Origin of the sequence: Pseudomonas sp. 34 E 7 (assembly GCF_900005715.1) — a bacterium.
In the GTDB taxonomy this organism is placed as follows: Bacteria; Pseudomonadota; Gammaproteobacteria; order Pseudomonadales; family Pseudomonadaceae; genus Aquipseudomonas; species Aquipseudomonas orientalis_A.
The window spans coordinates 37,812-57,597 of the sequence record NZ_CVTX01000150.1; the positions used below are offsets into that span (position 1 = coordinate 37,812).

Here is a 19,786-nt window from a genome sequence, read left to right on the forward strand (position 1 = left end):
CGTCAGGGCGGAACCCTAAGTGGCCGTTACCGCAGAAACGGATATGTACTCGATCTGATCCAACATCCTGGTCGGCCCAGAGGCCGCCATCGGGAGCAAGCCCCCTCCCACATTTGGGCCAGGATCGACACAAAATCCTGGTCGGCCCAGAGGCCGCCATCGGGAGCAAGCCCCCTCCCACATTTGGATTGTGAAGCATCCGTCAGCCGGCGCCGTTCAACCTGAAGTGTCCCCACCGCCTGCCAGTCTCGGAACGGATGAAAATGCCGCAGCGGTTTTTACAGAAGCGCTGCCAGCCACTGCTGAGTGCATGAAAAAACACACACAGCGCTTGTTCCAAAGCGCTCGTGTCTGGTATTGCATGACACACGTTTGCCTGCCATGAGGAGCTCTGCATGATTTACCGCACATTGGGCCAGTCCGGATTAAAGGTCAGCGCCCTGACGCTGGGCACCATGATGTTTGGCGAACAGACCAACACTGAAGACTCGCTGCGCATCATCGATAAGGCCTGGGATCAAGGCATCAACTTTATCGACACCGCCGACGTCTACACCGGCGGACGCTCCGAGGAAATCGTCGGCGAGGCCATCGCGCGCAACCGACAGGACTGGGTGGTGGCGTCCAAGGTCGGGATGGGCCCGGCGGATGGCATGCCCAACCGCAACGGGCTGAGCCGCAAGCGTATGTTCAACGCGCTGGAGGCCAGCCTGGGCCGCCTGGACACCGACTACCTGGACATCTACTACCTGCACCGCGAGGACCCCGACACTCCGCTGGAGGTCACGGTATCAGCGATCGGCGACCTTATTCGCCAGGGCAAGGTTCGCCACTGGGGGTTGTCCAACTACCGCGGCTGGCGTATTGCCGAGGTTATACGCGTGGCCGAACGCCTGGGCGTTGACCGGCCGATCATCAGTCAGCCGTTGTACAACATCGTCAATCGCCAGGCCGAAGTCGAGCAGATCACCGCCGCTGCCGCTTATGGCCTGGGGGTGGTGCCGTACAGCCCGCTGGCGCGGGGCGTGCTCAGCGGCAAGTACGCGCCGGACCTGACACCCGAGCCTGGCAGCCGCGCTGCACGCCAGGACAAACGCATCCTGGAAACCGAATGGCGCGTCGAATCGCTGCGCATCGCCCAGCAGATCCAGCAATACACCCAGGGGCGTGGCGTGGGCATGGTCGAGTTTGCGATTGCCTGGGTGCTCAATAGCGCAGCGGTGAGCTCGACGATTGTCGGCCCGCGCACCGAGGCGCAGTGGGATGCCTATACCGGCGCACTTGAGGTGAAGATCAGCGCGGAAGATGAAGCATTCATCGATTCGCTGGTAACCCCTGGGCACTCGTCCACGCCGGGGTTCAATGATGTGAGTCACTTTGTCTCGGGTCGTACGGTGCGCTCATAGACAACCCTTGAGCCCAAGCGTGTAAAACGACCATTTTCAACCTTTTTCCGCCTTTTGCCCCAAATCAGCGCACCTGAGCCACCAAAAGCACCATAATCTGCCTCTCGATTCTTCCTGTTTATCTCAAATCGGCTTTCGCGAGGACTGCGTGTCTAAAGGTGTTGTGTTATCGGTATCGGCCTCGGTGTTGTTTGCCGTGATGTATTACTTTACGTCGCTGCTCACCCCCCTGAGTGGCCTGGAAATTTTCGGCTGGCGCATGTTGCTGACCGTGCCCTGCATGACCGTCTTCATGGTGGTCAGCGGCGAATGGCGACGGGCGTGGGAGTTGCTGCGCATGTTGGCAACCAGGCCGCGCTTGATCGGCGGCGTGCTGGGGTCCTCCGCGCTGCTCGGCGTGCAGTTATGGCTGTTCATGTGGGCGCCGCTCAATGGGCGCAGCCTGGACGTGTCGGTGGGGTATTTCCTGTTGCCGCTGACCATGGTACTGACCGGACGGCTGGTCTACGGCGAGCAGTTGTCGCGCTTGCAGCAGATCGCCGTGGTGTTTGCCACGCTGGGCGTGCTCAACGAGTTGTATCAGGCTGGCGGGTTTTCCTGGGCAACGCTGGTGGTGATCATCGGTTACCCGGTGTACTTCGTGGTGCGCAAGTACCTGGGCACCGACCATCTGGGCGGCCTGTGGCTGGACATGGCGCTGATGTTGCCGGTGGCCTGGTGGTTTGTACAAAGCGGCGAGCAGGGTTTCGCGGTACTGGATGCGCAGCCGAAGTTGTACGCGTTGATTCCCATGCTGGGCTTGATCAGTGCTTCGGCGCTGGTGAGCTACATCATCGCCAGCCGATTGCTGGCCTTCAGCCTGTTCGGCCTGCTCAGTTATGTGGAGCCGGTGTTGTTGCTCGCCGTAGCGCTACTGCTGGGTGAAGGCATCAAGGGCGGGCAATGGCTGACCTATATCCCGATCTGGCTGGCGGTGATGGTGCTGATGTATGAAGGTTTCAAGCACCTGGTGCGTCAGCGCAGAGCCTGAATCCCAGGCAAAATAAAGCCCGGCCGAAGCCGGGCTTTATTTTTTGCCTAGTCGGCGGTCAACACACCGCGACGCACCTGATCGCGCTCGATCGACTCGAACAACGCCTTGAAGTTGCCTTCGCCGAACCCATCGTCGCCTTTGCGCTGGATGAACTCGAAGAACACCGGGCCCATCAGAGTTTCCGAGAAAATCTGCAGCAACAGGCGCTTGTCGCCTTCGATCGACGAGCCGTCCAGCAAAATGCCGCGGGCCTGCAGCTGGTCCACCGGTTCGCCGTGGTTGGGCAGGCGGCCTTCGAGCATTTCGTAGTAAGTGTCCGGCGGCGCGGTCATGAAGCGCATGCCGATCTTCTTCAACGCGTCCCAGGTCGAGACCAGGTCATCGGTGAGAAACGCCACGTGCTGGATGCCCTCGCCGTTGAACTGCATCAGGAACTCTTCGATCTGGCCTGCGCCCTTGGACGATTCTTCGTTCAACGGGATGCGGATCATGCCATCCGGCGCGCTCATGGCCTTGGACGTCAGGCCGGTGTACTCACCCTTGATGTCGAAGTAGCGCGCTTCACGGAAGTTGAACAGTTTTTCGTAGAAATTGGCCCAGTAGACCATGCGGCCACGATAGACGTTGTGGGTCAGGTGATCGATGACCTTGAGGCCGGCGCCTTGCGGGTTGCGGTCTACGCCTTCGAGGTAGACGAAGTCGATGTCATAGATCGAGCTGCCCTCGCCAAACCGGTCGATCAGGTACAGCGGCGCACCGCCGATGCCTTTGATCGCCGGCAGGTTCAGCTCCATCGGACCGGTTTCGATATGAATCGGCTGGGCCCCCAGTTCGAGGGCGCGCTGGTAGGCCTGCTGCGAGTTCTTCACCCGAAACGCCATGCCGCACACCGACGGGCCGTGTTCGGCGGCGAAGTAGGAGGCCAGACTGTTGGGCTCGTTATTGAGGATCAGGTTGATCTCGCCCTGGCGAAACAGCTGCACGTCCTTGGAACGGTGGGTCGCCACCTTGGTGAAGCCCATGATCTCGAAGATCGGCTCCAGGATGCCCGGGGTCGGCGATGCGAACTCAATGAATTCAAAGCCCATCAGGCCCATCGGGTTTTCGTATTGGTCGGTCATGTCGGGTGCCTCATCATGCTTGGATTAACAACTGGTTATTTACCGGCAAGGATGAGGTCGGCGGGGGGCGCACAGGAAAGGCCTCGCACACTGCGGGCGAGGAAGTCACCAAAAATCAGGGGAGAACCGAGTTGCTTCATGGTGTCATCAGTCTCTGACGGCGAGGCTTGCGTGAGCGCAAGTCCATATTCTTGTATGCGTAAATCGATTCTACACAGCGTAACACTTTTTGTCCGCGCTCTATTTGCCCGTACGCTTATCAAATCCCCATTGCCTTGCCGCGCGCAAGGGCTTTGTCACCCGGGCAGACGCTGTTACGTTTTGCTGAGCGACTTGTGTGAATGCCATCTATCATCGGCATTGTCCCCTTCTTTTTTTTGCACGGCCGCTCCTCTATGCCCTTTACATCCCAAGGCCCACGAAGCCGAGTTGCCCGTTATTGCCTGAGCATCGTCTGCGGCCTGCTCCCCGTTTTATTGGGGGTCGTGATTCTTTATTGGCAAGCCGAGCGCACGCTTGAACAAAGCACTGCGCAAACGGCCAGGGAAGCGGTGCGTCAGTTCGACTTGATGCTCGACAACACCGCCCTCGCCGCCCAGGACCTGTTGCCGCTGGCCGGCTTGCCGTGTGACAACGCGGCAACGCTGGCACTGCGTGAACAGGTCACCCGCCGGCCGTTCGTGCGCGCTACCACCTTGTCCTGGCAGAAAAAGATTTATTGCAGTTCATTGTTCGGCAGCCGGCATAACTCGCCGGTCAACCCGGACGACTACGTCGGCGGGCGTTTGTGGTTGATGAACGGCAACCCCGTCACGCCGGATACCGCACTGCTGGTGTACCGGTTGGTCGACGGTGATCGAGGCGCGTTTGCCTCGATTGACGGTTACCACCTCACCAATGCCCTGCGCCTGATCAGCCGCTACGCCTCCCTGGTGTTAAAGGTGGGCCCCAACTGGCTGGACGCCGACGGCAAGGTCCATACCGACGCGCCGCCGAAGTTTGCCATAGCCCCTCACTTCCTGGCCTCCAACCGCTATCAATACAGCGTCGACGCGGGCATGCCCGAGGGCGAGGTCTGGCGTTACATGCAGGCGCGCTATCCGGCCGTGTTCAGCCTGGTGGTGTTTTTTGGTGTGCTGGCCGGCCTCCTTGCCCATTGGCTGCAAAAGCGCTCTTCGGCGCCTACCCACGAGTTGCAACGTGCTATGGGCGCCGATGAGTTCATCCCGTATTTTCAACCGGTGGTGCGCGGCGACACACGCCAATGGGCCGGTTGCGAGGTGCTGATGCGCTGGCAACACCCAAAGGAAGGCCTGGTGCGACCGGACCTGTTCATTCCCCTGGCCGAGCACTCCGGGCTGATCGTGCCCATGACACGCGCCCTGCTGCGCCAGACGGCCGCGCAACTGGCGCCGCACGCCGAGCGCTTCAGCCCGGGGTTTCATATCGGCGTGAACATCACCGCGCGTCATTGCCAGGACCTGGCGCTGGTGGACGACTGCCGAGCGTTCCTTGCGGCCTTCCCGCCCGGCCAGATAACCCTGGTACTGGAACTGACCGAGCGTGAGTTGATCGAGCCCACCGACATCACACGGCGCTTGTTCGACGCGCTGCACCAGTTGGGCGTGATGATCGCCATAGATGACTTCGGCACCGGGCATTCCAGCCTGGGCTACTTGCGTCACTTCAATGTGGACTACTTGAAGATCGATCAAAGCTTTGTCGCCATGATCGGTGCGGATGCCCTCTCACGGCATATTCTGGACAGCATCATCGAACTGTCCGTCAAACTCGACCTGGGCATCGTGGCTGAGGGTGTGGAAACAGCGCAACAGTGTGATTACCTCGTCGCAAAAGGCGTGGACTTCCTGCAAGGCTACCTGTTCGGGCGTCCATTACCCGGCGATGAATTCATTAAGTCGGTGACCCGTCAGTGAACAGTCACCGACTGCCTTCACGGCCAGCACGTTATTTAGACAAAAGACATGATTTACTCGAAGTGGATTAACTACTACAATTTTTCTTGCCGGCGATACACTCACAGTCAGGTGTTTTCGTTTGAGTTAGCTTAACCCTCTTGGCTTAAGGCTTTCTTCGCAGTAGATATCAGCTAACTACACTATTGGAGTACAGATTTTGTCCAGACTCGCCGAATTTCGCGCAGCAGAAAAAGCCCTTCAAGAGCAGCTTGCCCAGCTGGAATCCCTGAAGAACGACGCCGGGCTGAAGAAAGAAATCGAATTTGAAGAAAAACTTAAAAAACTGATGGGCAGCTACGACAAGAGCCTGCGCGATGTGATCTCCATCCTTGATCCAAACCCGGCCAAGCGCGGCGCCACGCCTGCGGCCGCACCGAAACAGCGCCGCGCCCGCGTGGTCAAGGTCTATCAGAACCCGCACACCGGTGAGCTGATCGAGACCAAAGGCGGCAACCATCGCGGCCTGAAAGCCTGGAAAGAAGAGCACGGCGCTGCCACTGTAGATTCCTGGCTTCGCGGTTGATTAACATGCACTAATAGAAAGCCCCGCTCACGCGGGGCTTTTTCGTTTTCAGGTTCGCAAGCGAACTTAAATTAAAGTTCACTTTCTTTCGCATACACCCATTCAAAGTTTCAGGCTGTCACGTACTGAATTGACTTCATCCTGACTGGCCTCATACGCTTGCGCCTGGCCCGCATATGAAAACACGTAGGCCTTTTCCTTATCCACCGCGCCCACTAGTGTCTGCGATAGCACATGCCGACCGTTCTCGGTAATCACACAGGTAGTTTCCAGCGCATCAAGGCGGCTCAATGTAGCGGCGTGCATTTTGGTGCACACGCTTTGATAACCACCCTGGGCAAAATCTTTTTGAATGGACTTGCGCATCTCCAGCAACACGCCTTGAAGATTGACTTGGTGCCCGGCCTCAATTGGCGTACCGGTCAACTCCATCACCATCAAGGTCTGGCCATTTTCGTCATTCTTGATCGCACGTTGACGCGTCACGGCCTGGCTCTTTCCGGCGGCGTCGGGTTCAACTTCCTCCACCTGCCAACCGCTAGGCCAATGGATCTCGGGGTCGGTCGCCCATACGAGCGGGCTCGCCAGCAGTAGACACACGGTACTCAACAGCGGTTTACGAAACTCGATCATTGCAAAAAGCATCCAGGGTTCCAGCGCCAAAGTTTGCGGCCCCGGACCCACAGCTCGCAAGGGTTGCGTCAGCTTTTTCATTTGGCGTGACCGGCAAGCCTTGCGTATCATGGCCCATCTGCACGGATGCTTGCCGCAAGCCAAGGGACCGCATTGCCCCATTTTTTTCTGGAGGGCCCATGAGCCTGCACGAACTGAACACTTTCCCCGGCGTTACTGCCCAACCTGATACCGCCACCGCGAACTTCGTGTTCAACCACACCATGCTGCGGGTCAAGGACATCACCAAGTCGCTGGATTTCTACACCCGCGTACTGGGTTTTTCCCTGGTTGAAAAACGCGATTTCCCGGAAGCCGAATTCAGCCTGTATTTCCTCGCCCTGGTGGACAAAGCCCAGATCCCGGCTGACGCGGCTGAGCGCACCCAGTGGATGAAGTCGATCCCTGGCATTCTGGAACTGACCCACAACCACGGCACCGAAAACGATGCCGATTTCGCCTACCACAACGGCAACACCGACCCTCGTGGGTTTGGCCACATTTGCATCTCGGTGCCGGACATCGTTGCGGCGTGCGAACGCTTCGAAGCCCTGGGCTGCGATTTCCAGAAGCGCCTGAGCGATGGCCGCATGAAAAGCCTGGCCTTTATCAAGGACCCGGATGCGTACTGGGTTGAAATCATTCAGCCAGCACCGATGTAACGCCGTGTGACGCAGAGCGTCACGGTAGGCATTCCCACGCGGAGCGTGGGAACGAGAACGAGAAAACCCCATGATCACTCATGGGGTTTTTTATTTGCGCTTCGGATTTTACGCAGGGGCGGACGTGCGGATCAGGTGGTCGAACGCACTCAGGGAAGCCTTGGCGCCCTCGCCCACGGCAATCACGATCTGCTTGTACGGCACAGTCGTCACGTCACCGGCGGCAAATACACCCGGCAATGAGGTCTCGCCACGTGCATCGACGATGATCTCGCCGCGAGGCGTCAGTTCCACAGTGCCTTTGAGCCAGTCGGTGTTGGGCAACAGACCGATTTGCACAAAGATGCCTTCCAGGTCGAGGGTCTTGAACTCGCCGCTGTCGCGATCCTTGTAGGCAAGACCGGTGACTTTCTGACCATCGCCTTTGACTTCACTGGTCAATGCGCTGGTGATTACGTCGACGTTCGGCAGGCTGTACAGCTTGCGCTGCAACACAGCGTCGGCGCGCAGCTTGCTGTCGAACTCCAGCAACGTGACATGGCTGACAATACCGGCCAGGTCGATGGCGGCTTCGACGCCTGAGTTACCGCCACCAATCACCGCTACGCGCTTGCCCTTGAACAGCGGGCCATCGCAATGCGGGCAGAAGCACACGCCCTTGGCCTTGTATTGCTGCTCGCCCGGCACGCCCATTTCACGCCAGCGCGCACCAGTGGCCAGGATCACGGTTTTGGACTTGAGCGTCGCACCGCTTTCGAAGCGGATTTCGTGCAACTCACCGGCGTTTTTCGCCGGCACCAGGCTGCTGGCACGCTGCAGGTTCATGATGTCGACGTCGTACTGGCGTACATGGGCTTCCAGGGCACCGGCCAGTTTCGGGCCTTCGGTTTCCTGTACCGAGATAAAGTTCTCGATGGACATGGTGTCCAGTACCTGACCACCAAAACGCTCGGCGGCCACACCCGTACGAATGCCTTTGCGGGCAGCGTAGATCGCAGCCGATGAACCGGCCGGGCCACCGCCGACGACCAATACATCAAAGGCATCCTTGGCGCTGATTTTCTCGGCGGCCTTTTCGATACCGCTGGTGTCGAGCTTGGCGAGGATTTCCTCCAGGCCCATGCGGCCCTGGCCGAAGTTCACACCGTTGAGGTAGACACTGGGCACCGCCATGATCTGGCGCTCATCGACTTCAGCCTGGAACAGCGCGCCGTCGATGGCTACGTGGCGGATGCTGGGGTTGAGCACGGCCATCAGGTTCAGCGCCTGGACCACGTCCGGGCAGTTCTGGCACGACAGCGAAAAGTAAGTCTCGAAGCTGAACTCGCCTTTCAAGGCACGGATCTGTTCAATCACTTCGACACTGGCCTTGGATGGGTGGCCACCGACTTGCAGCAGGGCCAGCACCAGGGACGTGAATTCATGGCCCATGGGGATGCCGGCGAAACGCAGGCTGATCTCGGCACCCGGGCGGTTGATGGAGAACGACGGCTTGCGCGCATCATTGCCATCGCTGTGCAGGGTAATCAGCGTGGAGAGGCTGGCTACGTCCTGCAAAAGAGCGAGCATTTCCTGGGATTTCGCGCCGTCATCGAGGGAGGCGACGATCTCGATCGGCTGGGTAACCCGCTCCAGGTATGACTTCAACTGAGCTTTAAGATTGGCGTCCAACATACGGGCGATTTCCTTTAATTCTGGGTAAAAAAAACGCCCGAGCGAATCTCGCCCGGGCGTTTTTGAGGGCGGTTGCAGCTTACTGGGTAGGTGCGGATACCCGCCCTTGAGACTTCACAGACTTAGATCTTGCCGACCAGGTCCAGGGACGGTGCCAGGGTGGCCTCGCCTTCTTTCCACTTGGCTGGGCACACTTCGCCAGGGTGGGCAGCAACGTACTGGGCTGCCTTGATCTTGCGCAGCAGCTCGGACGCGTCACGACCAACACCGCCGTCGTTCAGTTCAACGATCTTGATCTGGCCTTCCGGGTTGATCACGAACGTACCGCGGTCCGCCAGACCGGCTTCTTCGATCAGCACGTCGAAGTTGCGCGAGATGGTCAGGGTCGGGTCGCCGATCATGGTGTACTGGATCTTGCCGATGGCTGGCGAAGTGTTGTGCCAGGCAGCGTGGGCAAAGTGGGTGTCGGTGGACACGCTGTAGATTTCTACGCCCAGTTTCTGGAATTCGGCGTAGTTGTCAGCCAGGTCTTCCAGCTCGGTTGGGCAAACGAAGGTGAAGTCGGCTGGGTAGAAGAACACCACAGACCACTTGCCTTTCAGGTCAGCGTCGGTCACATCGAGGAAGCTGCCGTTTTTGAACGCGGTGGCTTTGAACGGTTTTACTTGGCTGTTGATGATAGGCATCGTTGACTCTCCGTCAGGGTTTGTAGAAGGGCTTAACAAGTTGATGGGGTGAATCCTACCCACTCTCTGTGACGATGGCTCATTGGCAAACCTGATGCTGACGATTGGGTTTCTCTATCAGATGACTGTATTAATAGAAGAAATCTCATAGCAGCGGCTGGGTCGCCAGCGTCATGCCGAGAAAAGGCGTCGCTTCAACATAGCGCATGGCCGATTTCATGTCGTTCCAGCCGACGTAACTCATCAACGACTTCAGGTCCCAGCCGCTGCGATGAGCCCAGGTCGCGAAGCCGCGTCGCAGGGAATGGCTGGTGTACTGCTCGGCCGGGATGCCCGCGCGCGCAAGCGCCTGGCGCAGCAGTGGAATCACGCTGTTGGGGTGCAGCCCCTCCTCCCCCAGGTTGCCCCAGCGATCGATCCCGCGAAACACCGGGCCGCGCACCAGTGCCGAGGCGCTGAGCCATTCGCTGTAGGCCTGTACCGGGCACAGGCGCAGCAGTGCGGGTGTGTGGTAGGTCTTGCCGAGGTTGTCGCGGTCACTTTTGCTGCGCGGCAAGTACAGGCTGATGCCGGCTCCCGGCACCGCCTGGACATGCTCGACACTCAAGCGACAGAGCTCATCGCTGCGAAAGCCACGCCAGAACCCCAGCAGGATCAGCGCCGTGTCGCGTTTGGCGCGCAGCCACCCAGGCCGGTCCTGCTTGTCACGGGCTTCGCTGGCTTCACGCTCAAGCGACGCCACCACCTGCTCCAGGTGCTTGAGCTGCAACGGCTCGGCCTGCCGCTCCCGCGCAGGGTGCACGGCGCGGATACCCTTGAGTACCTTGCGCACCACCGGCGCCTTGGTCGGATCGGCAAACCCCTGGCTGGTGTGCCACTGCGCCAGTGCTGAGAGCCGCAACTTCAGCGTGTTGACGGCCAGCACGCCCGCGTGCGCAACCAGGTAGCGCGCCACGCTGTCGCTGGTGGCGGGCAGGAAGCCACCCCAACTGACCTCGAAATGCTCAATGGCCGCGCGATAGCTACGGCGCGTGTTGTCACGGGTCGCGGCGTTGAGGTAACGATCAAGATCACTCATGGCAGGGCCTATTCGTACTGCGAACGCCTGGTTCGACGCTAAAAATGCTGATGACACGGGATAATACGCCAATATCCCATCTGTTAAATCATGAATTTAAAGCAGTTTTTAGCTGTGATATAGTATGTAAATACATACCCTGTACCACAGTACGAAATCGACGGAGACCCCATGGCTCGTGGTGGCATAAACAAAGCAGTCGTTCAGACGGCACGCCTGGCGATCCTCGCCCGTGGCGAAAACCCCAGCATCGACGCCGTGCGCATCGAAATGGGCAATACCGGCTCGAAAACCACCATTCACCGCTACCTCAAGGAGTTGGACGAAAGCGAGACCCGCCAGACCATCACCGAAGCCCCCATTGATGAGGAGCTTGGCGAATTGGTGGCACGGCTCGCCCAGCGCCTGAAAGAGAAGGCCCAAGAGCCCATCGACCTCGCCCTGGCGCAGTTTGAGCAGCACAAAAGCGCCCTGCTCACTCAGCTTGAAACGTTGCAAGGAGCCCATGATCAGCTGCAACAGCAGTTCGACATCCAGGCCGCCGCCCTCGCCGAGGAAAGCGCCGCCCTGCAAACCGCCGGCACCAGCCTGCAGACCGAGCAAACGCGCAACGCCGGGCTCAGCCAGGCGTGCAGCGATTACGAACTGAGGCTCAAGGACAAGGACGAGCAGATTCGCTCACTGGAAGACAAGCACCTGCACGCCCGCGATGCCCTTGAGCATTACCGCAATGCGGTCAAGGAGCAGCGTGAACAGGAGCAGCGCCGTCATGAAGGCCAGTTGCAGCAGGTACAAGCCGAGCTGCGCCAGGCCCAGCAGAGTGCGCTGGTGCGTCAGGACGAAATCACCCAATTGCATCGAGACAACGAACGCTTGTTGATCGAACACCGGGTGACCGCGAAGGAGCTGAACGCATTGCAGGAGCAACGGCGCAAAGACCAGGCCTTGCAGCTCGAGCTGAACGAGAAGATCAGCCAGGTCGACAGCGAGCGCACACTGCTTCAGGAGCGCCTGCGGGTGGCGCTGCTGGAAAGCCAGTCACGCCATGCAGCGCTGACTGAGCATCAGCAGGCCAACAAGGCGCTGGAGCTGGACCTTCTCAAGGCCCAGGCCAGTATTGAGGCGTTGCGTCTGGCCGCCGTCGTTGCAAAGACGCCAGAGGCAACCGGCGAAACCTGATCAGTCCGCCACAGGCGTGCGCATGGTGACGAACTCTTCCGCCGACGTCGGGTGCACGCCAATGGTCTCGTCGAAATGCTGTTTGGTCGCGCCGGCCTTGAGCGCGATCGCCAGGCCCTGCACGATTTCGCCGGCATCGGGCCCGACCATGTGGCAGCCGAGCACTTTGTCGGTGTCGGCATCGACCACCAGCTTCATCAGGGTCTTTTCCTGACAGTCCGTCAGGGTCAGCTTCATCGGCCGGAAACGGCTCTCGAAGATCTGCACCTTATGGCCGTTCTTCTTCGCCTCCTCTTCCGTAAGGCCCACCGTACCGATATTCGGCAGGCTGAACACCGCCGTCGGAATCATCGCGTAATCCACCGGACGGTACTGCTCGGGCTTGAACAGGCGACGCGCCACCGCCATGCCTTCGGCCAGGGCGACCGGGGTCAATTGGACACGGCCGATCACATCGCCAATGGCCAGGATCGACGGCTCGCTGGTTTGATACAGCTCGTCCACGCTGACGAAGCCACGCTCATCGAGGGTGACGCCGGTATTTTCCAGGCCCAGGTTGTCCAGCATCGGGCGCCGGCCGGTGGCGTAGAACACGCAGTCGGCTTCCAGCACCCGACCGTCTTTCAAGGTGGCCTTGAGACTGCCATCGGTTTGCTTGTCGATGCGCTCGATGTCGGCATTGAACTGCAGGTCCAGGCCGCGCTTGGTCAGCTCTTCCTGCAAGTGCTTGCGCACCGAACCATCGAAGCCGCGCAGGAACAGGTCACCGCGATACAGCAACGACGTCTGCGCGCCCAAACCATGGAAAATGCCCGCGAACTCAACGGCGATATAGCCACCGCCTACCACCAGTACGCGCTTTGGCAGCTCTTTGAGAAAGAACGCTTCGTTGGAGCCAATGGCATGTTCGCGGCCTGGAATGTCGGGGATTTGCGGCCAGCCGCCCGTGGCGATCAGGACATGCTTGGCGGTGAAGCGCTCGCCATTGATTTCCACCTGGTGTGGATCCACCAGGCGCGCATGCCCTTCGTGCAGGGTCACACCGCTGTTGACCAGCAGGTTGCGATAGATACCGTTGAGACGGTTGATCTCCCGGTCTTTGTTGGCGATCAGGGTCGCCCAGTCAAAGTTCGCCTCACCCAACGACCAGCCAAAACCGCTGGCCTGTTCGAAGTCCTCGGCAAAATGTGCGCCGTACACCAATAGCTTCTTCGGCACGCAGCCGACATTCACACAGGTACCGCCCAGGTAGCGGCTTTCCGCCACGGCCACCTTGGCGCCAAAACCTGCGGCAAAGCGCGCCGCGCGAACACCGCCGGAACCGGCGCCAATTACATACAGGTCAAAATCATAGGCCATTTCATTCTCCTCGGCAGGACACCAGCATACTGACTTACATGGGGCTGAAAAACGAAAAAGCCACCCGAAGGTGGCTTTCAGTTGAAACAGATCGGCAAGCGTGAAATCAGTACGCCTTGCCAGTCTTGTAGAAGTGCTCGTAGCAGAAGTTGGTCGCCTCGATGTAGCCTTCAGCGCCGCCGCAGTCGAAACGCTGGCCCTTGAACTTGTAGGCAATCACGCAACCATCTTTGGCCTGCTTGAGCAGGGCGTCGGTGATCTGGATCTCGCCGCCCTTGCCTGGCTCGGTTTCTTCGATCAGCTTGAAGATGTCCGGGGTCAGGATGTAGCGGCCGATGATCGCCAGGTTCGACGGTGCATCTTCCGGCGCTGGCTTCTCGACCATGTCACGCACGCGGATCAGGCCATCACCAATGTCGTCGCCGGCGATCACGCCGTACTTGTTGGTTTCCGCCGGGTTGACTTCCATTACGGCGACGATGGTGCAGCGGTATTTCTGGTAGAGCTTGACCATCTGGGTCAGCACGCCGTCGCCTTCCAGGTTTACGCACAGGTCATCGGCCAGTACCACGGCAAACGGTTCGTCACCGATCAGCGGGCGACCGGTGAGGATGGCGTGGCCGAGGCCTTTCATCTGGGTCTGACGGGTGTAGGAGAACGAGCACTCGTCGAGCAGCTTGCGAATACCAACCAGGTATTTTTCCTTGTCGGTGCCCTTGATCTGGTTTTCCAACTCATAGCTGATGTCGAAGTGGTCTTCCAGTGCGCGCTTACCGCGGCCGGTCACGATGGAGATTTCATTCAAGCCGGCATCCAGTGCCTCTTCGACGCCGTACTGAATCAGTGGCTTGTTCACCACCGGCAGCATCTCTTTGGGCATGGCTTTGGTCGCTGGCAGGAAGCGAGTGCCGTAACCGGCTGCCGGGAACAAGCATTTCTTGATCATATGAGTCCTTACAAAGGGCTGTGCGTACGGAATTCGGCGCAGTCTAATCAGGCCGCAGTCACCTTACAATGGGTCCTGCTGGCGCCGCGATGTCATCATAGAGAAAAAATGTCGGCGTAAGTTCCGCTGATCTTTCAACCGGCAGGCTGGCCGGCGCTCAAGTGTTGATTTTCCAAAGGGCCTGATCCTTTGTAGCACGCTTTTCCAAGCCTGGCACCGGGCTGGAATTACTTGGGCAACGGCGGGGTATTTGCGGCTATCATTGCACCCTTGAATCAGCTTACGAGATTGCTAATTAGATGTCAGAACCCAAAGGCGTAAACGGCTACCTGATCACCCAGCGTGCGGACGGTTGGCACTTGATCAACTTCCATGGCGACAGCGTCGCGGGCGTTTTCGAGACTGAAAGCATGGCGATTGCGGTGGCTGAGGTATTCGTGGATGAAGCCGGTCACGCGTCGAGCAAGCGGCCGAAGGGCAAGTAAGCCACGCGGTCTTGCAGCAAAAGCCCCGCAGAGCGGGGCTTTTTTTGTGTTTGGCTGTACCTAGATGGCAGTTCGCTATAATCTTCCGCCAACGCCCCACGTCCGTGTCAGCGCTCTCCCCCACACCTTCGAAGACGACTCTCTATGAACAAGATGCTGGCTATGAACAAGATCCTGGCACTCACTGCGGTATTGGCGCTGGCCGGTTGCACCACCACCTCCGACACTTACCTGAAAAATGGTGAACAAGGCCTGACCATCGACTGCTCGGGCGAAGCCAATTCATGGGCCAGTTGCTATGAGAAAGCCGACGCCTCCTGCGCGGGCACCGGTTACCGCATCGTCGGCACCGACGGCACTCCGTCACTCAAGGAAAGCGAGCAGACCCTGGGCAAGGATGTAGGCAATTTCAAAGGCCGCAGCGTCGTGGTGGTGTGCAAGTAAGCCTTGGTGTTACAGGTGAACTTCGGCGAATTTGATCCCCAGGCCGCGCAGGGTTTCGATCAAGTCATCGAGGCGCGGGAATGACTCGACCTCATCCTGATCGTCCACCAGGAAGTAACTGCGGCCGTCACTTTTCTTGAAGAAGACAATCCACTCGCCCAGGTCGGCAGGGTTCTGGATGACGTGGGTCGCCGTGATCTGACCTTCGGCATGGCGGGCTTTGACGTGTTCTCGCTTCATAATGGGATATTCCAGGCGGTGCGATGCTGCCCAGATGGGTTTGAGCGGCATTCTTGTAGGCAGTGACCGACAGTTTAACGGATGCTCTGCCGATCGACACGCCATTGGGCCTTCTCATCAGCACGCTCGGCTTTATAGCCTCAATACCGAATAACGCATAAAAAACCCCACCGGGCAGGCGCGAAGAGGCTCGTCCTGCCGGGTGGGGTTCTCATCGGATTCAGTTCGTGGACATACGCCCTGGCTTAACCGGAAATGCAATCCTCCCCGGCTTTTTTCACGTCGCCCGGCCGAATCGGCACGTTGGACATGCTTTCATAGAGCTTGATGCTGCTGCCGCTGGAGCGGTCCTCGATTTCGAAGATCGCTGATGGATCGGACGAAAATTTCTGCGGCACGATCACTTGAATACCTTCCTTATGCGGTTCGATCTGTGGCGGACGACGTGTCGCCTCCAACTTGCGCACGACGCACGCCGCATACTCCTGCGGCTTTTTCCCGGAAATGACCACCAACGTGGGTGGGGTCTGCTTGATATCTGCAACCGAAGCACACCCAGCGATTGCCAAGGCCAGCACCAACACACTCCACTTCATACTAAAACCTCCGATAAAGACCCTACGACAGCGGGCATAGGAAATTTCTCCCGCCAATGTAGGATTTATCTCTAAAAACTCGGTAAATAACTGTTTTAAATTGTCGAAGTCGTCGACGACGGCCCGATAATAAACGCGCTGGGGCTGATAAACTCCATCTTAACCTACGTATCGTTCTGATTTTTCAGAAAAAGCCCTTCTGGAGACACCCCATGAAATTCATCCACCAGCGTGAGCACCTCAACGAGGGAGACATTGTCGTCATCGAATGCTCACAGACCTGTAATATTCGTCTAATGAGCGATGCGAATTTTCGCAGTTTCAAGAACGGTGGCCGGCATACCTACCACGGTGGCGCCTTCGATAAATTCCCGGCGAAAATCACCGCGCCCAGCACCGGTTTCTGGAACATCACCCTGGATGTGGTCACGCGCCGCGCCATCAGCGTTACCCGCAAACCGGCGCTGTCCCACAAGATTCGCATCGTTCGTCGCACCAGCACCAAGCTGAGCTGACCTGAACACCGTAAGGAAAAAAGCTGTGAACACCACCAAATACGTCATCAAGTACAAGCTCAACGGCGAACGTCGCTTCGAATTTGCCCAATTGACCAGCAACAGCGTCGAGCAGGCCCGGCAAGCCCTGGCGAAAATCCACGATGCCAGCGACGAGATTACTGACATCAACGTGAGCAAGGCGCTGTAAGCCATGGCCGGGCCTACCGCTGACCTGTTCGCCGATGAGGCCTTGCAGCAACCGGCAAGGCGCGAACAGATTGGCGAAGAGTCTTACGTCCTGGGAGGTTACGCCCTGCCCTGGATTGAGCGTTTGTTGCCCGAATTGCGGCGTGTCCTGGCCCAGTCGCCGTTTCGGCAAATGGTCACGCCCGGCGGCTTTACCATGTCGGCCGCGCTGAGCAGTTGTGGCGCGCTGGGCTGGACCACCGACACCCGCGGCTACCGCTACAGCGCCCTCGACCCGCGCAGCCAGCAACCCTGGCCGGCAATGCCCGACGCGCTGCGCGAATTGGCCATCTCGGCGGCAAACGCGGCGGGTTTCAGCGATTTCTCGCCGGATGCCTGCCTGATCAACCGCTACGTACCCGGCGCCAAAATGTCGCTGCATCAGGACAAGAACGAGCAGCGCTATGACGCGCCAGTGGTGTCGGTGTCCCTCGGCTTGCCGGCGATTTTCCTGTTCGGCGGCCATCAGCGCAGTGACAAGACGCAAAAAGTCTCGCTGTTCCACGGTGATGTGGTGGTCTGGGGTGGGGTGGATCGCCTGCGCTTCCATGGCGTGATGCCGATCAAGCAACGCGAGCACCCGATCATGGGACCTCAACGCATCAACCTGACCTTTCGCACCGCCGGCTGATTTGACCGCAAGCTTCGGAGTGTCGAGCGCCAACTGTAGGGTTAATCTGCCGATCACCACTCAAGAGTGCAGGCCATGAACCACTCACTAGACCCACGCTGGGCCGCCATCGTTGCCCGCGATGCCAAAGCCGATGGACTGTTTGTCTACGCTGTGAAAACCACCGGCGTGTACTGCCGCCCCAGCAGCGCCTCACGTTTGCCGCGTCCGGAAAATGTCGAATTCTTCGACACCCCGGCACACGCCGAAGCTGCCGGTTATCGTCCCAGCCGCCGCGCCGCCGGCGACCAGACTCAACTGGCCGCCCACCATGCAAAGCTGGTCGCCGACGCGTGTCGCCAGATAGAACAGGCCGAAACACCACCCAGCCTGGAGGCACTCGCCCGCCAGGCCGGCTTGAGTTCGTTCCATTTCCATCGCGTGTTCAAAGCCGTCACCGGCCTCACCCCCAAGGGCTACGCCGGTGCCCTGCGCTCGCGCAAGGTGCGTGATGGGCTCAAGGCGCAGCAGTCGGTCACCGATACGCTGTACGACGCCGGCTTCAATTCCAACAGCCGCTTTTACGCGGCGGCTGACCAGGTGCTGGGCATGAAGCCGCAGGAGTACAAGGCCGGCGGTGCCAACAACCTGATTCGCTTTGCCGTGGGCCAATGCTCGCTGGGGGCGATTCTGGTGGCGCAGAGTCAACGCGGCGTGTGTGCGATTTTGCTGGGTGACGATCCGGATACGCTGGTGCGCGACCTGCAGGACCAATTCCCCAACGCCGAACTGGTCGGCGCGGACCGGGATTTCGAACAATTGATCGCCCAGGTCGTGGGCTTTATCGAAGCGCCCGCCCTGGGCCTGGACTTGCCGCTGGATCTACGCGGCACGGCCTTCCAGGAACGGGTGTGGCAGGCGCTGCGGGATATTCCGGTGGGCAGCACGGCCAGCTATGCGCAGATTGCCCAGCGTATCGGCGCGCCCACGGCATTTCGCGCAGTGGCCCAGGCCTGTGGCGCCAACCACTTGGCGGTGGCAATCCCCTGCCACCGCGTGGTGCGCAGCGACGGCGCGCTGTCCGGCTACCGCTGGGGCGTAGAGCGCAAGCGCACGCTGCTGGCGCGGGAAACCTCGGACTGACCCGGCTGCATAAAGCACTGCCCTCGTCCAGTGAATAAAACAGAGTGGCCGGGTGCCAAGGGGCCTGTTAAAACAGCGAAAAGCCTCACTGACGCTGGAGACGCACCCCATGAGCACCTGGCCAGACACGCGCATTCTCGACCTGCTGGGCATCGACCTGCCCATCATCCAGGCCCCCATGGCGGGCGCGACCACCACCGCCATGGTGATTGCCGCCAGCCAGGCCGGCGCACTGGGCTCCATGCCTGCCGCTGCGCTGAGCATCGAGCAACTGCGTGAGGCGTTGACCGCCATCCGCCAGGCCGGCACCCGCCCGGTCAATGTCAACTTCTTCTGCCACCAGGCGCCCGCAGCGAACGAGGAACACGAGCGGCGCTGGAAAGCGCTGCTGGAGCCCTACTACCGCGAGCTGAGCGCCGATTTTGATGCGCCGACCCCGGTCTCCAATCGTGCGCCCTTCAATGAAGCGGCGTGTGAAGTGATCGAAACCTTTCGCCCCGACGTCGTCAGCTTTCACTTTGGCCTGCCGGAAAAAGCCTTGCTGGACCGGGTAAAAGCCACCGGAGCCAAGGTACTTTCATCGGCGACGACGGTCGAGGAAGCGATCTGGCTGGAACAGCACGGCTGTGATGCGATTATCGCAATGGGCCTTGAGGCCGGTGGCCACCGCGGCATGTTCCTCAGTGACGACCTCAACAGCCAGATCGGCTTGATGGCGCTGCTGCCGCAAGTCGTCGACGCCGTCAGCGTGCCGGTGATCGCGGCCGGTGGTATCGCGGATTCGCGCGGAATGCTCGCCGCGTTTGCCTTGGGCGCCTCGGCGGTGCAGATCGGCACGGCGTACCTGTTCACCCCCGAAGCCAGCGTCAGCGCTTCCCACCACCATGCCTTGCGCCATGCCCAGGCCAGCGAAACGGCCCTCACCAACCTGTTCACCGGGCGCCCGGCACGGGGCATTGTCAACCGCGTGATGCGCGAGCTGGGCGCGATCAACCCCGCCGCGCCTGCCTTTCCACGGGCCGGTGGCGCATTGCTGCCGCTGAAGGCCAGGGACGAAGCCGGCTTCAGCAACCTGTGGGCGGGCCAGGCCTTGCGTCTGGGTCACGACCGCTCGACGTATGACCTGACCCGCGACCTGGCCGAGCAGGCATTGGCCAGGCTGCGCTAGGCCTGTCGGCACGTGGCGCAATTTCGTACTGTACCGGCA

Annotated in this window: 22 protein-coding genes; 13 read left to right on the plus strand and 9 right to left on the minus strand. The window is 59.6% G+C overall.

Annotated features, from left to right (window positions below):
* Positions 1 to 395: 395 nt before the first annotated feature.
* Together BFP96_RS17455 and rarD are read left to right on the plus strand one after the other, a co-directional pair.
* Entirely contained in the window at positions 396 to 1,406 is a 1,011-nt protein-coding gene (locus tag BFP96_RS17455) for an aldo/keto reductase (protein WP_065892197.1), read from the plus strand.
* 148 nt (positions 1,407 to 1,554) lie between these two features.
* The gene (gene rarD, locus BFP96_RS17460; RefSeq protein WP_065897971.1) at positions 1,555 to 2,436 is read left to right on the plus strand and encodes an EamA family transporter RarD; all 882 of its coding nucleotides are present in this window, start codon (positions 1,555 to 1,557) and stop codon (positions 2,434 to 2,436) included.
* A 47-nt stretch (positions 2,437 to 2,483) separates the two neighbouring features.
* On the opposite strand, the gene hppD is transcribed toward rarD, so the two are convergent.
* Positions 2,484 to 3,560 carry a 4-hydroxyphenylpyruvate dioxygenase gene (gene hppD / locus BFP96_RS17465; RefSeq protein WP_065892196.1) on the minus strand — a complete coding sequence of 359 codons (1,077 nt, stop codon included), beginning with the start codon at positions 3,558 to 3,560 and terminating at the stop codon, positions 2,484 to 2,486.
* 395 nt (positions 3,561 to 3,955) lie between these two features.
* Here hppD and BFP96_RS17470 point away from each other — a divergent pair, with 395 nt between their 5' ends.
* Together BFP96_RS17470 and BFP96_RS17475 are read left to right on the plus strand one after the other, a co-directional pair.
* A complete protein-coding gene (locus BFP96_RS17470) occupies positions 3,956 to 5,497 on the plus strand; it encodes an EAL domain-containing protein (protein ID WP_065936665.1) in 1,542 nt (513 codons plus the stop codon).
* 199 nt (positions 5,498 to 5,696) lie between these two features.
* Complete coding sequence (locus BFP96_RS17475) at positions 5,697 to 6,062, plus strand: histone-like nucleoid-structuring protein, MvaT/MvaU family (RefSeq protein ID WP_065892186.1); 366 nt, start codon at positions 5,697 to 5,699, stop codon at positions 6,060 to 6,062.
* A 102-nt stretch (positions 6,063 to 6,164) separates the two neighbouring features.
* On the opposite strand, the gene BFP96_RS17480 is transcribed toward BFP96_RS17475, so the two are convergent.
* On the minus strand, positions 6,165 to 6,695 hold the full coding sequence (locus tag BFP96_RS17480; protein WP_065892201.1) for a DUF4946 domain-containing protein: 531 nt from the start codon (positions 6,693 to 6,695) through the stop codon (positions 6,165 to 6,167).
* 179 nt (positions 6,696 to 6,874) lie between these two features.
* On the opposite strand from BFP96_RS17480, the gene gloA reads away from it, so the two are divergent.
* Complete coding sequence (gene gloA, locus BFP96_RS17485; protein ID WP_065892185.1) at positions 6,875 to 7,396, plus strand: lactoylglutathione lyase; 522 nt, start codon at positions 6,875 to 6,877, stop codon at positions 7,394 to 7,396.
* A gap of 108 nt (positions 7,397 to 7,504) precedes the next feature.
* Here gloA and ahpF read toward each other — a convergent pair whose 3' ends face one another.
* The 3 genes from ahpF to BFP96_RS17500 form a co-directional block, all read right to left on the minus strand.
* Complete coding sequence (ahpF, locus tag BFP96_RS17490) at positions 7,505 to 9,070, minus strand: alkyl hydroperoxide reductase subunit F (RefSeq protein ID WP_065936666.1); 1,566 nt, start codon at positions 9,068 to 9,070, stop codon at positions 7,505 to 7,507.
* Between the two features lie 122 nt (positions 9,071 to 9,192).
* Complete coding sequence (gene ahpC, locus BFP96_RS17495; RefSeq protein WP_005788226.1) at positions 9,193 to 9,756, minus strand: alkyl hydroperoxide reductase subunit C; 564 nt, start codon at positions 9,754 to 9,756, stop codon at positions 9,193 to 9,195.
* Positions 9,757 to 9,901: 145 nt separating this feature from the next.
* The gene (locus BFP96_RS17500; protein ID WP_065936667.1) at positions 9,902 to 10,834 is read right to left on the minus strand and encodes a site-specific integrase; all 933 of its coding nucleotides are present in this window, start codon (positions 10,832 to 10,834) and stop codon (positions 9,902 to 9,904) included.
* A gap of 171 nt (positions 10,835 to 11,005) precedes the next feature.
* Between BFP96_RS17500 and BFP96_RS17505 the strand changes: the two genes are divergently transcribed.
* Positions 11,006 to 12,013 carry a DNA-binding protein gene (locus BFP96_RS17505; RefSeq protein ID WP_065936668.1) on the plus strand — a complete coding sequence of 336 codons (1,008 nt, stop codon included), beginning with the start codon at positions 11,006 to 11,008 and terminating at the stop codon, positions 12,011 to 12,013.
* Here BFP96_RS17505 and gorA read toward each other — a convergent pair whose 3' ends face one another.
* Positions 12,014 to 13,372, minus strand: coding sequence for a glutathione-disulfide reductase (gene gorA / locus BFP96_RS17510; RefSeq protein WP_065892179.1), 1,359 nt, complete (start codon positions 13,370 to 13,372; stop codon positions 12,014 to 12,016).
* A gap of 106 nt (positions 13,373 to 13,478) precedes the next feature.
* Entirely contained in the window at positions 13,479 to 14,318 is an 840-nt protein-coding gene (galU, locus tag BFP96_RS17515; protein ID WP_003230743.1) for a UTP--glucose-1-phosphate uridylyltransferase GalU, read from the minus strand.
* Between the two features lie 299 nt (positions 14,319 to 14,617).
* On the opposite strand from galU, the gene BFP96_RS17520 reads away from it, so the two are divergent.
* Both BFP96_RS17520 and BFP96_RS17525 read left to right on the plus strand, forming a co-directional pair.
* Positions 14,618 to 14,803, plus strand: coding sequence for a hypothetical protein (locus BFP96_RS17520; protein ID WP_003173828.1), 186 nt, complete (start codon positions 14,618 to 14,620; stop codon positions 14,801 to 14,803).
* 162 nt (positions 14,804 to 14,965) lie between these two features.
* Complete coding sequence (locus BFP96_RS17525) at positions 14,966 to 15,247, plus strand: hypothetical protein (protein WP_065885694.1); 282 nt, start codon at positions 14,966 to 14,968, stop codon at positions 15,245 to 15,247.
* Between the two features lie 9 nt (positions 15,248 to 15,256).
* On the opposite strand, the gene BFP96_RS17530 is transcribed toward BFP96_RS17525, so the two are convergent.
* Complete coding sequence (locus BFP96_RS17530; protein WP_065885677.1) at positions 15,257 to 15,487, minus strand: hypothetical protein; 231 nt, start codon at positions 15,485 to 15,487, stop codon at positions 15,257 to 15,259.
* Positions 15,488 to 15,732: 245 nt separating this feature from the next.
* Complete coding sequence (locus tag BFP96_RS17535; RefSeq protein WP_065885676.1) at positions 15,733 to 16,083, minus strand: hypothetical protein; 351 nt, start codon at positions 16,081 to 16,083, stop codon at positions 15,733 to 15,735.
* A 212-nt stretch (positions 16,084 to 16,295) separates the two neighbouring features.
* Here BFP96_RS17535 and BFP96_RS17540 point away from each other — a divergent pair, with 212 nt between their 5' ends.
* The 5 genes from BFP96_RS17540 to BFP96_RS17555 all read left to right on the plus strand — a co-directional run bounded on the left by BFP96_RS17540 (position 16,296) and on the right by BFP96_RS17555 (position 19,747).
* The gene (locus BFP96_RS17540; RefSeq protein ID WP_003173824.1) at positions 16,296 to 16,598 is read left to right on the plus strand and encodes a DUF1883 domain-containing protein; all 303 of its coding nucleotides are present in this window, start codon (positions 16,296 to 16,298) and stop codon (positions 16,596 to 16,598) included.
* Positions 16,599 to 16,623: 25 nt separating this feature from the next.
* Positions 16,624 to 16,788: a hypothetical protein gene (locus BFP96_RS30905; RefSeq protein ID WP_170876020.1), complete on the plus strand. Its 165-nt coding sequence runs from the start codon at positions 16,624 to 16,626 to the stop codon at positions 16,786 to 16,788.
* Between the two features lie 3 nt (positions 16,789 to 16,791).
* Positions 16,792 to 17,457 (plus strand): DNA oxidative demethylase AlkB, encoded by a 666-nt coding sequence (alkB, locus tag BFP96_RS17545; protein ID WP_065936669.1) that lies wholly within the window; start codon positions 16,792 to 16,794, stop codon positions 17,455 to 17,457.
* A gap of 75 nt (positions 17,458 to 17,532) precedes the next feature.
* On the plus strand, positions 17,533 to 18,579 hold the full coding sequence (gene ada / locus BFP96_RS17550; protein ID WP_065885674.1) for a bifunctional DNA-binding transcriptional regulator/O6-methylguanine-DNA methyltransferase Ada: 1,047 nt from the start codon (positions 17,533 to 17,535) through the stop codon (positions 18,577 to 18,579).
* A 109-nt stretch (positions 18,580 to 18,688) separates the two neighbouring features.
* Positions 18,689 to 19,747 carry an NAD(P)H-dependent flavin oxidoreductase gene (locus BFP96_RS17555; protein WP_065936670.1) on the plus strand — a complete coding sequence of 353 codons (1,059 nt, stop codon included), beginning with the start codon at positions 18,689 to 18,691 and terminating at the stop codon, positions 19,745 to 19,747.
* Positions 19,748 to 19,786: the final 39 nt, after the last annotated feature.

Coding starts and splice junctions, on each gene's coding strand:
- BFP96_RS17455 (WP_065892197.1), top strand. CDS start 396: ATGATTTACCGCACATTGGGCCAGTCCGGATTAAAGGTCAGCGCCCTG.
- hppD (WP_065892196.1), bottom strand. CDS start 3,560: ATGACCGACCAATACGAAAACCCGATGGGCCTGATGGGCTTTGAATTC.
- BFP96_RS17470 (WP_065936665.1), top strand. CDS start 3,956: ATGCCCTTTACATCCCAAGGCCCACGAAGCCGAGTTGCCCGTTATTGC.
- BFP96_RS17480 (WP_065892201.1), bottom strand. CDS start 6,695: ATGATCGAGTTTCGTAAACCGCTGTTGAGTACCGTGTGTCTACTGCTG.
- gloA (WP_065892185.1), top strand. CDS start 6,875: ATGAGCCTGCACGAACTGAACACTTTCCCCGGCGTTACTGCCCAACCT.
- ahpF (WP_065936666.1), bottom strand. CDS start 9,070: ATGTTGGACGCCAATCTTAAAGCTCAGTTGAAGTCATACCTGGAGCGG.
- ahpC (WP_005788226.1), bottom strand. CDS start 9,756: ATGCCTATCATCAACAGCCAAGTAAAACCGTTCAAAGCCACCGCGTTC.
- BFP96_RS17500 (WP_065936667.1), bottom strand. CDS start 10,834: ATGAGTGATCTTGATCGTTACCTCAACGCCGCGACCCGTGACAACACG.
- BFP96_RS17505 (WP_065936668.1), top strand. CDS start 11,006: ATGGCTCGTGGTGGCATAAACAAAGCAGTCGTTCAGACGGCACGCCTG.
- gorA (WP_065892179.1), bottom strand. CDS start 13,372: ATGGCCTATGATTTTGACCTGTATGTAATTGGCGCCGGTTCCGGCGGT.
- galU (WP_003230743.1), bottom strand. CDS start 14,318: ATGATCAAGAAATGCTTGTTCCCGGCAGCCGGTTACGGCACTCGCTTC.
- BFP96_RS17520 (WP_003173828.1), top strand. CDS start 14,618: ATGTCAGAACCCAAAGGCGTAAACGGCTACCTGATCACCCAGCGTGCG.
- BFP96_RS17525 (WP_065885694.1), top strand. CDS start 14,966: ATGAACAAGATCCTGGCACTCACTGCGGTATTGGCGCTGGCCGGTTGC.
- BFP96_RS17530 (WP_065885677.1), bottom strand. CDS start 15,487: ATGAAGCGAGAACACGTCAAAGCCCGCCATGCCGAAGGTCAGATCACG.
- BFP96_RS17535 (WP_065885676.1), bottom strand. CDS start 16,083: ATGAAGTGGAGTGTGTTGGTGCTGGCCTTGGCAATCGCTGGGTGTGCT.
- BFP96_RS17540 (WP_003173824.1), top strand. CDS start 16,296: ATGAAATTCATCCACCAGCGTGAGCACCTCAACGAGGGAGACATTGTC.
- alkB (WP_065936669.1), top strand. CDS start 16,792: ATGGCCGGGCCTACCGCTGACCTGTTCGCCGATGAGGCCTTGCAGCAA.
- ada (WP_065885674.1), top strand. CDS start 17,533: ATGAACCACTCACTAGACCCACGCTGGGCCGCCATCGTTGCCCGCGAT.
- BFP96_RS17555 (WP_065936670.1), top strand. CDS start 18,689: ATGAGCACCTGGCCAGACACGCGCATTCTCGACCTGCTGGGCATCGAC.